The organism is Brevibacillus sp. HB1.4B (assembly GCF_013284285.1).
Lineage (GTDB): Bacteria > Bacillota > Bacilli > Brevibacillales > Brevibacillaceae > Brevibacillus > Brevibacillus porteri.
This window is the reverse complement of record NZ_JABSUT010000003.1, coordinates 406,496-419,566: the sequence shown is the minus strand read 5'-3', so window position 1 is coordinate 419,566 and position 13,071 is coordinate 406,496. Positions and strand designations below refer to the sequence as shown.

Annotated in this window: 13 protein-coding genes; 6 read left to right on the top strand and 7 right to left on the bottom strand. The window is 48.0% G+C overall.

The genetic code is table 11. The features are described 5' to 3' along the window. Positions 1–19 precede the first annotated feature (19 nt). A complete protein-coding gene (locus tag HP398_RS09885; RefSeq protein ID WP_173622474.1) occupies positions 20–217 on the top strand; it encodes a hypothetical protein in 198 nt (65 codons plus the stop codon). 20 nt (positions 218–237) lie between these two features. On the opposite strand, the gene HP398_RS09880 is transcribed toward HP398_RS09885, so the two are convergent. From HP398_RS09880 to HP398_RS09870, 3 genes are read right to left on the bottom strand one after another with little or no spacing between them, the layout of a single operon-like run. Further along, positions 238–732 carry an ankyrin repeat domain-containing protein gene (locus HP398_RS09880; protein ID WP_254475998.1) on the bottom strand — a complete coding sequence of 165 codons (495 nt, stop codon included), beginning with the start codon at positions 730–732 and terminating at the stop codon, positions 238–240. A 13-nt stretch (positions 733–745) separates the two neighbouring features. Next, positions 746–1,174: an immunity 22 family protein gene (locus HP398_RS09875; RefSeq protein ID WP_017247611.1), complete on the bottom strand. Its 429-nt coding sequence runs from the start codon at positions 1,172–1,174 to the stop codon at positions 746–748. 56 nt (positions 1,175–1,230) lie between these two features. After that, complete coding sequence (locus tag HP398_RS09870) at positions 1,231–2,550, bottom strand: SMI1/KNR4 family protein (RefSeq protein ID WP_017247610.1); 1,320 nt, start codon at positions 2,548–2,550, stop codon at positions 1,231–1,233. Positions 2,551–2,740: 190 nt separating this feature from the next. Between HP398_RS09870 and HP398_RS09865 the strand changes: the two genes are divergently transcribed. The 4 genes from HP398_RS09865 (at position 2,741) to HP398_RS09850 (ending at position 7,944) form a co-directional block, all read left to right on the top strand. Continuing rightward, a complete protein-coding gene (locus HP398_RS09865; RefSeq protein ID WP_017247609.1) occupies positions 2,741–4,441 on the top strand; it encodes a molecular chaperone HscC in 1,701 nt (566 codons plus the stop codon). Continuing rightward, complete coding sequence (locus HP398_RS09860; RefSeq protein ID WP_173622473.1) at positions 4,441–6,435, top strand: J domain-containing protein; 1,995 nt, start codon at positions 4,441–4,443, stop codon at positions 6,433–6,435. The genes HP398_RS09865 and HP398_RS09860 overlap by 1 nt, the downstream gene beginning before the upstream one ends. Before the next feature lie 20 nt (positions 6,436–6,455). After that, complete coding sequence (locus tag HP398_RS09855) at positions 6,456–7,148, top strand: DUF1266 domain-containing protein (RefSeq protein ID WP_173622472.1); 693 nt, start codon at positions 6,456–6,458, stop codon at positions 7,146–7,148. Positions 7,149–7,314: 166 nt separating this feature from the next. Then, entirely contained in the window at positions 7,315–7,944 is a 630-nt protein-coding gene (locus tag HP398_RS09850) for a LysE family translocator (protein ID WP_017247606.1), read from the top strand. A gap of 73 nt (positions 7,945–8,017) precedes the next feature. Here the strand turns inward: HP398_RS09850 and HP398_RS09845 are convergent, their stop codons facing one another. Next, entirely contained in the window at positions 8,018–8,584 is a 567-nt protein-coding gene (locus HP398_RS09845; protein ID WP_017247605.1) for a GNAT family N-acetyltransferase, read from the bottom strand. A 191-nt stretch (positions 8,585–8,775) separates the two neighbouring features. Continuing rightward, positions 8,776–9,840 carry an HD-GYP domain-containing protein gene (locus tag HP398_RS09840; protein WP_017247604.1) on the bottom strand — a complete coding sequence of 355 codons (1,065 nt, stop codon included), beginning with the start codon at positions 9,838–9,840 and terminating at the stop codon, positions 8,776–8,778. 217 nt (positions 9,841–10,057) lie between these two features. Here HP398_RS09840 and HP398_RS09835 point away from each other — a divergent pair, with 217 nt between their 5' ends. Further along, positions 10,058–10,549 carry a Mov34/MPN/PAD-1 family protein gene (locus HP398_RS09835; protein WP_082192159.1) on the top strand — a complete coding sequence of 164 codons (492 nt, stop codon included), beginning with the start codon at positions 10,058–10,060 and terminating at the stop codon, positions 10,547–10,549. On the opposite strand, the gene HP398_RS09830 is transcribed toward HP398_RS09835, so the two are convergent. Together HP398_RS09830 and udk are read right to left on the bottom strand one after the other, a co-directional pair. Beyond that, positions 10,461–12,287 carry a peptidoglycan D,D-transpeptidase FtsI family protein gene (locus tag HP398_RS09830; protein WP_173622471.1) on the bottom strand — a complete coding sequence of 609 codons (1,827 nt, stop codon included), beginning with the start codon at positions 12,285–12,287 and terminating at the stop codon, positions 10,461–10,463. The two genes, HP398_RS09835 and HP398_RS09830, sit on opposite strands and share 89 nt — an antisense overlap. 106 nt (positions 12,288–12,393) lie before the next feature. Next, entirely contained in the window at positions 12,394–13,038 is a 645-nt protein-coding gene (udk, locus tag HP398_RS09825; protein ID WP_017247602.1) for a uridine kinase, read from the bottom strand. Between the last annotated feature and the right edge of the window lie 33 nt (positions 13,039–13,071).

Sequence of the window (13,071 nt, the reverse complement as noted above, 5' to 3'; positions counted from 1 at the left end):
ATGATTGGAGTGATCACCCATGGTAGAATTTGGCGCCGTATCGATCGAATGGCGTACAGTGCTCTTTCAACTCGTCATGTTATTACTGCCTTTAGCACTAGTCATTGCTTGCTGCTTGTTCATCGTAAAACGCACAGCAACCAAGCAAAAAGCCATCGACGAGCTGGAAAAACGCGTCGCAACACTCGAGCAAGAAATAAAGCGTCCGAAATCATAACGGACGCTTCCCTTTTTCCCCTATTCAAATAAAGCCATCATCTCTTCGTCTTCTCTCTCACGTGCTATATCGTATGGTGTTTGCCCCTCCATGTCCTTTTTGTTAGGATTCGCACCTTTAGCCAGCAGCAGCTCTACCACATCCACACGCTCCTCTCCATCCGCTACCTGTGTATGCAGCGGAGTACTTCCATCATGAGCGCTGGCATGTATGTCTGCACCGTGCGCGATTAGCGCCTCTGCGACCTCTGGATAGAGCGCGATATGCAACGGGGTAATACCCTCATCGTTTTTCGCATGGACATCTGCTCCCTGTGCGACCAAATACGCAATAAGGTCAACATCGTCTGTCATCACAGCGCCATGCAGGACGGAAAACTCATACTCATCCTTTTCATGCAGCAATTCCGGCTGTTTCGTGACGATCTTTTTTACGAGCTCAAGGTCTCCGACTTCAGCTGCATCATATAAATCTGCGAAATTGTAAGCCATATCTGTATCTCCTTTCTTACGCATTCCTCCCTGCTCCTTACCGCTCCTCTGTCTCAAATACAAGTTTGGCGAGCAGGACCACCGGTGAATCTTTTTCTAACCCGCCCTCAGTGAGATCGAACAATTTTTCGTTAATCGGACCATAGCGTGATTCATTGCCGTACAGCAAAATGACATGGGGGTACTTGCCAATCTCCTCTGTTAGCTGTTTGGGCCATTCTTTTCTATCGAGCGTTGCATTCATCGCATATTCGTTTTCCAAATACGTGAAAAAGTCAGCTCTGGCTTCTGCATCCTGCACCTCATGCACTTCAAAAAAATCTTCGTCTACCCATTCAAGGCCTGACGCTGTTAAAAAGCCAGACGGTATCACATCCCCGTCCTCATCGTAAACCGGAGTCAGAAAATCCGCTAGTTCATCAGAAGACTGCAAGGTTGTTCCCCATACCGTTACCACATTTCTCATTGTCTTTCCCCCTTGGTCCATTCCTCTTGCACAAACACGGGTCAATGCCCCTTCGTCTAATGCTTTGCTGTTTCCAAGGAAGAGAGAATGCGATCTACACGCTCCTTTTCCTTGCGCAAAATGGCTTTCTCGTACGCTACATCCAACAACCGATTGATTTCTTGCCAATTCGCTTCACCAGAAGGCGACTCGCCACTCGTCAGCATTTTCCCCCAAGCACTTAACGCAATCTGCCGCTGTGCTTCATTTCCGTCCAGCCAGCGAATCAGATCATCCCATTGTGGACGTGACATCGCGAAAAGCTCATCCCAGCCTTCAATCGGGTACGCCACATGCGGTTCCATCCACAAAATGACTTCACGGGAGCGAAAGTGATGCAAATGACTGTTGGCAGCATAGCCTACCAGACATTCTTTTCTGGCAACAACTTCGTCCATCTCAGCCAAAACTCGCTGCAAGCCCTCTTCTTCTGGCAAACAAGCTGCCGTCACGTATGCACGTAGACTCGAGCCTATCCGTTCATAATGTGGCCCGGACTCCCAGAGCGAGCGCACCCACCCCTCTGCCTTTTTACCTACTGTCTCGACAATGAGCTGGCACCAGAGTAGCAGATTGCTTGATGAGGTTTCCTGCTCGATTTGCGCTACCCATTTATGCAAAACCGGCTCCCAATCGTACTGAGCAAATGCCTTTTGGATACGTGTATCTCCTGCACCATGCATTTTTGCAAACAAGACCAGCTTCTCGAAATCTTGCGCCGCCTCTTCAAAGGTGAGCGTTCGATAGATTTGCAGCCATTCTTTCCACTCTTGTGCGACTTGCCCCTCGACATCGAGCCCATCTGCACCAGCGAGTGCTTCATAATTCCAGCACTCTGCCCCAATACAGCCCAGCTCCGTAACTCGCTCTACGAACTCTGTGAAGCTTTTGCCGAGTAATTGGAACTCGTCTGTCTCATGCCCCCAAGAATAGACAGGTGGGTCATCCGCGCCTGTCGACAAATCGATGAGGAGCATGTCGCCATTACCGCCGACGTGAAAACAGAGATACCTTTTCTCGTCCTCACTCTCTTCGTCTCCGCCAAAGTACGGCCACTCAAATGCATCCAATGACCATCCCAAATCTCCACTGAGTGAAAAAGGGTCTAACGCTCGAGATGGCAACGACCAATTTATTTGAACTTGACTGCTGCCCGCAAGCAAAATGGTACGGATCGTCGGGGGAAAGCTAACCCCGAGACTTTCCTCTCTTCTTTCGATTTCTTCCAGCGCCGCCGGTGGTTCTACCGTGAGCGGCCAAACCTGGGCACCTTGTCGCTCCATATCATGCATAAGTAACTTCCACGCTTTAAACCACTTTTCCATTCGCTGCTCCATTGGCATAACGACCTCTCTCGTTTGTCGTTTTCTATCTTCCGAATTCTATTTCTATTTTCTTTATCTAAAATTCGATTTCATATCCTACTAAAGCACCAATTATATCCATTTTTTTCATGGTAAAATTATCTACAAAGTCTCTAATTTTACCGATATTAGTAGAAAAAACACGGAAATGAGGACCTAACTGATGACCACCATTGGAATTGATTTGGGCACGACGAACAGTCTGGTGGCCTACTGGACTGAGAATGGATCCGTGCTCATTCCAAACGCGCTCGGAGAAACACTGACTCCTTCTGTGGTCAGCGTCGATGAGAACGGCGAGATCTTGATTGGAAAAATCGCCAGAGAGCGCCTCTTAACACACCCAGATCGTACTGCTTCTACCTTCAAACGGTTTATGGGGACAGAAAAAAGATACCAACTGGGGAGATATTCTCTTTCTGCCGAAGACCTTTCCTCCTTTGTGATTAAATCTTTGAAGGCCGATGCTGAGGCTCATTTCGGGCACTCCGTTCACGAAGCGGTTATCAGTGTACCTGCTTATTTCAATGACACACAACGCAAAGCAACGAAACGAGCAGCAGAGCTCGCTGGACTGAAAGTAGAGCGTTTGATCAGCGAACCAACAGCCGCCGCGATCTCATATGGGCTCCATCAAGAGGAATCCGAGACACAATTCCTCGTATTCGATTTAGGTGGCGGAACGTTTGACGTTTCTATTTTAGAAATGTTCGAAGGTGTGATGGAAGTAAAATCAATCGCTGGAGACAACTTTTTGGGCGGCGAAGACTTTACCGATCTGATTGCCTCTTATTTTTTAGAAGCCCATCGACTCGATATCAACACGCTGGACAGCAAAACGCGTTCGTCCATCCACAAACAAGCTGAGCTGTGCAAGCGCGCCTTGTTTTCCGACCAAGAAGGGAAAATGAGTGTCAATATCCAGGGAGAGCTGGTTGAAACAACGCTCAGCCGGAATCAGCTGGAAGAACTCGCGTTTCCTCTGCTGCAACGACTGCGTCAGCCGATCGAACGTGCTTTGCGAGACGCTTCCATCTCACCCCGGGAACTGGACGCAATCGTGCTTATTGGCGGTGCGACACGGATGCCGCTTATCAAATCCATCGTTAGCAAGATATTTGGGCGCCTGCCCCATTCCCATATTAATCCCGATGAGGCTGTTGCATTGGGAACAGCGATTCAAGCAGCACTCAAGGAACGCAACGAGGCGTTAAACGAGCTTGTTTTGACCGATGTTTGCCCATACACACTCGGTACGGGTATTGTACAAACCATGGCAAACGGCAAACACGAGGATGGCTACTTCTTTCCGATCATCGAGCGCAATACGCCAATCCCGGTCAGTCGGGTAGAACGGCTATACACCGTTCTCGATAATCAACGCTCTATTCTCGTTGACGTGTATCAAGGGGAAAGCCGACGCGTCGAACATAACCTCAAGCTGGGCGAATTGAATGTAAAAGTTCCTCCTGCCAAAAAGGGCGAGGAATCTATCGATGTTCGTTATACATATGACATCAACGGGATTCTGGAAGTCGAAGTGACTGTCGTATCCTCAGGTGTCAAAACCAAGGCCGTCATCGAAAAAAATCCGGGTAGCCTATCAAAACAAGAAATTGAGGAGCGTTTCCAAGCTCTTCAAAACATTAAGATCCACCCTAGAGAGCGAACCGAAAATCGATTGCTTCTGGCAAAAGGCGAGCGTATGTATGAGGAAGCGTTGGGCGAAGACCGTATGATCATTGCGAATTACTTACGCCGCTTCGAAAGTGTCCTCTCCACCCAAAATGAAAGAGACATCGCCAAAGCAGCAGAAGAATTGAAGCAGCAGCTGGACATGTTTGAAGGGTGGAATGAGTATTAATGGGGATTTGGGAGATTCTCGGGATTGAACCGACGGACAATCCTGCCCAGATAAAAAAGGCGTATGCCAAAATGTTGAAGGTGCACAATCCGGAGGTTGATCCTGAAGGCTTTCAGCGATTGCGAGAGGCGTATGACCTCGCCCTGAAGTACACACGCAATACCAAGCGCAATCGAATGTTCGAAGAAACGCCCCTACCGGAAAGAAGACAGCCGAGACAGCTCGATGAGGGGGAGAATCATGAATCGGAAGAAGAAGAGCAGCCTAACTACGATCCACCGCAGCGACTCACCCTGTTTGACAGGTTTTTAGAGGAAACAACGCAAGAAGTGGTCTCTCAAGAAGAAATCCCCATTCCCCAGCGGTACGATTTCACGGAGAGCTACGCTCATTTCGAACGCTCCATGAACCCCAATGATATGGTGGAGCGTTTTTTCCGCCGTACGCAAGAGTTGTACGATAACTATCACGAACGAATCAAGCTTGAAAACTGGCGTGAGTTGCTGAATGACGAGGCCATGTGGAATGTCGGTTGCCATCAACTCATCGATACGCAATTTCTCCACTTTTTAGAAGAACACTATCACTTGCCTCATGAGGTGTGGAAGCTGCTCAATTCCCATTTTCAATGGCGGGAGAAATCGGAAAAGCTCGCAAGCCAGCTCTCAGGGCGTTTTGTCGCTTACCTGAACGGCCAGCTCAATCAGACCTTCACACTGCGTTACCACTCTTTTGAGAATCGCGAGGACTTGGATATTGAAGCGTTTCTAGAATGGCGCAGCGATGCGTTATTTGCCCTCATGGAAAATGATTGGGAAACGGCTCAGAGCTATTTGGCAAACGCCCATGCCCTGTACCCTCTTGATCCCGATTTGATCCGTTTACAGGGCGAATATTTTTTACGAACCGGAAATAAGAATCGTGCCTTTCATACCTTTGATCAACTGATACGTCTTGATCCAGATAACATCGATGCGTATTTGTATCGTGCCCGACTTTTTCTCGAAAAGGGAGATGCTGCTGATGCGATCAAAGATTGCGAGGAAATCCTCACTCGCATGCCAGAACTGTGGGACGCTCGCAGCTTGCTGGGGAAAAGTTATCTTCAACTGGGCGAATGGGAGAAGGCTCAAGAGGTTTTCCAGGAGATGCTTTCGCATAATCCCTCCGATATTGATGCGAAGATATGTCTGACGCAAATACAATCTCCGTTTAACAAGATGACCGAACCAACTGCGAACAAGCAAGCCAAAGCAGCTAGGAGAAAAACCTTACGCGTACTCGGGCTTCCTGGCAAGCTAGTAAGGTTCAAGCAATTTTTTGCCATCTACACGAGACGTAACATTTGGACGATTATTTTTCTCCTTCTGCTCCATTACGCTATGTTTGCTGTTGTATCCATGAAGCTGGAGATGACTTCGGAGCAGATATTTGACTCCTTGGTCAATAAATATAAGCCTGTCCCAATTGAGACGATGGACGAGTTGAAACAAACGCCTCTTGGCTACCAGGTGCAATTTACATTGACCAAAGCTTCTTATATCAATATGCTCCGCGTCTATGACAAAGAGAAGCATCCCGAGCCAAAAGCCGAGTTCATTCCTGCTGCCAAAGCCGAAGAGCGAGATCTGTTAAACTCTGACACCGGTTATGTAAATGTGGGTTATCTGGATCAACAAGCGATCATTGTCATTACGGACTACGATCATGCCAAAGAAATTCATGACAAACATTCCATTACGATGCGAGGAACGCTCAAGGCGATACCGGATGGTGAGATGTTACCTGTCATTGTGAATGCTTTGGACAAACGCAAGCATCCTCACAATGCAGTTCTCGTGACCAATATGTATATCAATGCCAAGCCTGATTTAGAAGAAAAAGGATGGACGGGATCATGGCTTCTGGGCATTCTCGCAATCATCTCCATGCTGTATTACATCCGCATCATTCGTGAGATTCCCAAAACTCGCAAAGCATTGACATTCCACTAAAGGAGGCAGAGAGGAATTCCATGACAAAAGAAGCAGAAAACGAAAAAGAGATCGACCCAAAATTAAGCCGCTACTTGCATGCTCTCTCCTCTGTTTGCTTAAATCAGAAGCAACTCGCGTATTATTTGGCCATCCACGAATACAACCGCCTGCGCGATACGTTTTTGCGGCTTCGAATTGATAACAGATGGGACACGGGAGATGCCGCCAAAACGCAAGAGCGCTTGACTTGGTTTTTGGAACATGGGCGAAGAGCTGAATTTGATCAGCATCGCCACGTATTATCTGCACTCAGCGCTGCCAATCGTTCCAACTACATCGAGTCCTTAAAAAAAGGCGACACAGAGTCAGCCCGGCAGTTGATCGTATACTCGTATATGAACAGACTCCCACATGCCGGCATTGCCGCCTTTGATTACGCCTGGTATCTCATTATTTGCAAAGCAGGCGCCCAGCAGTCCTATCTTCCCAAAGCGGATGCCGTAGAAAGCATGCTAGACGTAGCCAAGCGAATCCAACTCGCTTATTCGAGCTGGGAAGAGTATTTATTTGCGTATGCATGTGGCAATCTTTACGACGAAGCAGGTGCGTCCAAAAATACGAGTAAAGCAACCGAAGCTCATATTTTGAAGCTCCTGACGGGTAAGTACAGTCCGATCCATGAATTTGACTGGAAATTTGATCTCACACCTTACCTGCCCTCACCCAATTAATCTCTCTGTAAAGGCAGGTTAATAGAAAGAAACTGGGGCTAGACACCGCTTTGCTGCCCCAGTAAGCTGGCTTCGCTCGCCGATGTGTTGCCTGTCTTGGCAGTTTAATGGAATAGTTGCAGCGATCTTGGTAACTTTGATGAACCACGGAGAGGAGTAATGAAAATTGGTGAGTTTTGGTACTCTTATTACCTTTGTATTTGTTTCGCTTGGTATGGTCTGTTCTCCTGGTCCTAACATGATTTACCTCATTTCTCGTACGATTTCGCAAGGTCGCACAGCCGGAGTCATCTCGCTTCTTGGTGTTATACTTGGATTCGTAATTTACATGATTGCAACCATGTTCGGTCTCTCGGCTCTTTTCATAACGGTTCCGTTCGTTTACGAATCAGTCAAGTGGGCCGGGGCTGTCTACCTGCTCTGGCTCGCTTGGAATGCGGTCAAACCAGGTGCTTCCTCCATTCTCAAGCCTGATACTCTTCCTATTGAACCGCCGAAAAAGTTATTTTTGATGGGATTGATCACAAATCTACTGAACCCCAAAATTGCTATCTTGTATGTTTCACTCTTACCGCAGTTTGTAGATCCTGCGCGGGGATCGGTGCTCCTGCAAAGTGCTACGTTAGGTCTAACACAAATAGCTGTCAGCTTTACCATTAACCTGCTTATTGTTCTTGTAGCGAGCAGAGTTGCTCTGTGGTTTGGTACACGCCCAACATGGCTACGGGTGCAACGCTGGCTAATGGCAAGCGTCTTGACAGGTCTTGCTGCGAGTCTTGCTTTTGATCGCAGATAGATCGTTCAATAAAAAACAGCGACCAGTCTAAGACTTTATTTTCAGGTCTTAGGTGGCCGCTGTTGTATTCTTCTTACGCCTTTTCCGCTATGTCCTTCACCATATGGCTCAATTTATGCCCGCTTACGATCACTGTCCCATCCTCACGATAGCCGAGCGATTCATACAGCTTGCGCGCACGTGGTTTTTCCTCGTCTACGAGCAAAGCGATTCGGTCATGCCCGCGCTGAATCGCTTCTTTTTCAAAGGCATCCAGCAGAAGTGATCCGATCCCCTTCCCTCTGCATGAGGAATCAACCGCGACAGAATCCAAATAGAATTCGTCATCCTTTGCTTCTTTTACAAGCGTAATCGTCTCGCCAGTCAAACGTTGGACATGCTCAACGAATGGGCGATCGAGTGCCTCTGTTTGGCTTCCATGATAAAAGAGCGCAAGTCCTACCGGTACATCTCCATCCATGGCAATCACCGCGTTTTCGTAGCTGAGTCGGTTATTTTCCTTCGCAAAAAACTCCTCCATCATGCGAATCGCATCCGCTTCCTCCGTTGCACCTGTCAACGTATGGGCGATATCTCCAATGGCATCATAAATTAATGGCGCAGCAAAAGCTGCATCTGTGGGTTCCGCTTTGCGTATCATGTGTTTCCTCCTTGCGTTTCGAGCATTCGCACGACACGGCTCTTTATCTTTTCTTGGTCTATCATGCACACTTTCATTGTGTCACAATCTGCCAATCTGATCGAGCTTTCCCGATGATCGTTCACAGATCAGCAACAATGAAACCGCTCTCATTTCCCAAGAGCGGTTTCACCTTCTTTGCATCGACTTTCCTATCCTATCATTTTTTCAATCGTCAGTTTACGATCATGCCGCAAATCGAGGAATTCACCCATTCTTCTTACCAACGGACGCATTGGCTCATCCTGATGGATAAGAATCACTTCGACTTCTTCCCCGCTACTCAACCTCGCCTTCGCGCCTACGTACAGCAAGGCAATGTAGCGGACAAACTGTGCAACAATCTCAACGTTCAACGTCCCGTTACAGGCTTCCTTCCACAGGAGCTGTGCCGCCTCGAATGGGGACGTCCTCCCTTTGTACACCCGATCAGAACAGATCGCATCAAACATGTCGGCAACGGCGAGCACCTGACATTCGATCGGAATGCTATCGCCTTTTCTTTGCTCCGGATAGCCAGACCCATCGAGTCGCTCGTGATGCAGCAAGGCACACAATGCCAACAGCTCAGACCCACCCTTCATCTCACGGATCATTTCATAGCCGTAAATGGTATGCTTCTTCATGATCGCAAATTCTTCTTCACTTAGCTTGCCTGGCTTAAGTAATATTTCTTTTGGTACTCTCATTTTTCCAATGTCATGCAAAAATCCGGCTGTCCCCATGAATGATATTCGCTCTTCATCCCATTTCATCAAGCGAGCAATGAGCGAACAGAGAATGCCTACATTTAATGAATGTCGGTATGTATAGCTATCTGCCCCTTCCAGTACGTACAAGTTCCGGAACAAACCCAAATGCTTCGTCGATTTTTCTGATACATCAAAAAAGATGTTGGAAAAATGATCGAGACTCGGTGTCCCGCCAACTGTCAGTTCATCGAAGAGTAGTCTCGTTTTGTCGAGGGCTTGTACATAAGCAGCAACGGTCTCAGAATCTGCCTCTAGTTGGAATAGTTGAGAAGTTACTTCCTCACCGGTTCCCTCCGTAAGACTCTGTATAATGTCAACCTCACGGACTCGTTGCTTTTGCAATAGGATCACATGGGCCGGCGTGATCGTCGTGTTTTGTCCCAGCAGCAAAATTCCTTGTTCGGTGTACAAATCAGCCGCTAAAACTTGTCCAATCAGTGAGAGATCAACAGGTGCCAAAGGCATACAATCAACCTTTCCAGTCTCCGTCTTTTTAGAGGTTGTTCAAAAAGGCGACTTTTTGAACTCACACTTTTACTCAAATTATAGAAAGGAAGAGGGTGAGTTACAATCTTTTTTTCGACCATTCATAACTTTGCTGGACAACGGTACATTTCACTATTCGCATACATATGATATCAAGCAAATGTCAGTGGTTTTATCAAGGAGGGACGAACGTCTCATGACGACGCTGTACATCACACCAAAAGCGTGGAAACAGATTGAGCAGGCCGTACGAAAAAAACCCTCGCTGGAAACAGGAGGGGTGATGATGGGATACCCACTTGGTGAGGATAGATGGGTCGTTACGTATGCAAGTGAACCAGGCCCAAATGCGATTCACCAGCCACATTCTATTTTTTTCGATGACACGCATCTCAATAAGCTCGTCCGCAAATTAAGCACACATCGACAATGGAAATACATTGGTGATTGGCATAGCCATACGGTAAAACGCCTATCTCCCAGCAAAGGTGATAAGCGAACCATTTGGGCAAAAGCGTCGCAATCCATGTACATGTCCTCCTCTCCCCTCATGCTGATCGTCGGGCTAGGTAAAAACAATCAAATTAACGCAAGAGGATTCATCCTCGGAAATACTCTTCGCGAGGTTGGGAAGATTGAGCTGTATGATCGGCAAGCCCAGCGACAGCTCGGTGAAAAAGCTCCATAGCCTGGTTTTTTCCCCAGCTCGGCTGATTTTCTGCCACGACACAAATGGCGTAACGCGGATCTTCTAGCGGAGCGTACCCGAGAAACCACAGATGGTTGTTTCCATTCGCATCCCCGATTTGCGCAGTCCCGCTTTTACCTGCCACCTGCCAAGCGGCATTCATGAGCATCTGTCCTGTTCCCTCTGTGACGACTTTACGCATCATTTTTCGCAATTTATTGGCTGTGACGTAGTCAATTCCGTCCAAAGAGAGCTCCTGCTCGGGGAATGTGTGGAACGACTGACCATTTCGGTATGCGATCTCTTTTACCAGCCGTACCTGAGAGCTTTGACCGCCACGCAAAATCGTTACCATCATGTTGGCTGCTTGCAAGGGGGTAATACGTACATCCCGCTGACCAATGGCGCTTTGAATCAGGACGCCTTCATCGTCGCGGGATATACCCTCTGCAAAGACTCTCCCCGGCTCTTCGCCATCCAGCTGCTTAAAGTTTTTGAGTTTATACAGATGAGGGGTAACATGCCCTACTTGAGTGGTCAAGCCTAGCTTTTTTGCATATTCCTCCAACTTTTCTCCACCCACCAGCTTGGCGATATGGGCAATCGCAATATTGCAGGATTGGGCATACGCTTCTTCCAGCGTCACACTGCCGTGACCTTCTTTTTTCCAGCAGGAGAAATGGTACTTCCCGTACTCCCCCGTGCATGTGAAACGGTCAATTGGTGAAACCATTCCTTCCGCCAAAGCGGCTGCCGCTACCACTGTTTTATAGACAGAACCAGGCGGGAGTTGTTTGAATGCGCGATTCTTCCAGTCGCTGATGTTTCCTGCAACATTCGTTTGATCATAGGTAGGGCGGCTCACAGCTGCAAGAACATCGGCTGTTTGTACGTCCAAAACGACGATACTGCCCTCTTTTAATCCTACTTGATCGGCTGCTGACTCCATACTTCTCTGGATTGCTGCATCCAAGGTAGTCGTTAATGAAAGCGGATAGTATTGATTCGACTGCTTCGTATAGCGAATATCCAGCCCTCGGAGCGGTTGTCCGTGCCCATCTACATAATAGGACAAGACAGACGGCTCTACTCCCTGTAAAAACCGGTCAAAGCTTCGCTCCAAACCCGATGCCCCCAGCGTGCTCTCGGCATTCATTTTGCCGCTTGTCCATTCATCTGGATACAGCTTTTGCACCATGTCAGGATTTTTATGGATAAAACCAATCAGATGCTTGGCTACTTCATCAGCGCGATATCGCTCTGTCACCGCCAATGCCACAACTCCTGGGATGGCAAGTGCATTGATTTCATCAGCCTGCCGCTCGGTGAGCATCACCAGCTTGCCTGACTCCTCTCGCATGAGCAGTGGTACTTTTGCCTTTTCCATGGTCTCCGACAGCCGTTCCTTGGATTCTCCGGTTATTTGAGCCAATTGCTGCAAGCCATCTGTTCCTTGCAGCCTCCCACGCGCCAATGGGAACAAAATCAAGGCGAGATGCTCTTCTCCGGTAAAGGCGTACCCACTTCGATCCACGATATCGCCACGCCCGCTATGCAGCACGATGCTTTGCTGTCTTTGCTTTACTGCTGCCTTTACCAAATCAACGCCATGCCGAGAAAACCGATGGGGCGATCCGAGTTGAATCCACCACAATCGCATGACCAAACCGAGCCATAACAACGACATGGACAACAATACAAGAAAGTGACGTCTTTTGATTCGTCGATCCAGCTGCATCGAATTCCCTCCCTGGCTTTTTTCACCAGTATTGCCGGAATGTACGCGACAGAAACAACGAACAAAGAAAAAAGCACACCGTATGTCACGGTGCACTTTTAGGTATTTAAGATTGATTGGCGAACTGTTGCTTCTCCAATAAAATATTGCTGATCTTCGTGGATAACAGATCCAATGCTACTCGGTTGTAGCCGCCCTCTGGCATGATGACATCTGCATATCGCTTGGTCGGCTCAATAAACTGCAAATGCATCGGTCGAACGACGGTTAGGTACTGTGTCACGACAGAATCGAGGGAACGACCGCGCTCTTCGATGTCACGTACGATTCGGCGTACAATACGCACATCCGCATCGGTATCAACGAATACCTTAATATCCATCAAATCACGAATTCGCTCATCCTCCAGAATCAGCATTCCTTCCAGAATGATGACATCCTTCGGGTCGACCTGGATCTGCTCTGGCTTACGGTTATGCTCCTTGAAGTCGTAGATCGGTTTTTGGATCGCCTTTCCTTGCATCAGCTCTTGCAAATGCGTAAGCAACAAATCGTTGTCAAAAGCGAAGGGATGGTCGTAGTTAGTCAACGCCCGCTCTTCTGGGCTCAAATGGCTTTGATCCTTGTAGTAGGAGTCCTGCTCAATCATCGTTACACTATCATTTTGGAACTGGCGGTACAGCTCCTTTGCTACAGTCGTTTTTCCAGAACCACTGCCTCCCGCTACCCCAATCAATACGGGGTTACCCATGCTTCATGTCCCCTTCCTCATGATGCTTTACAC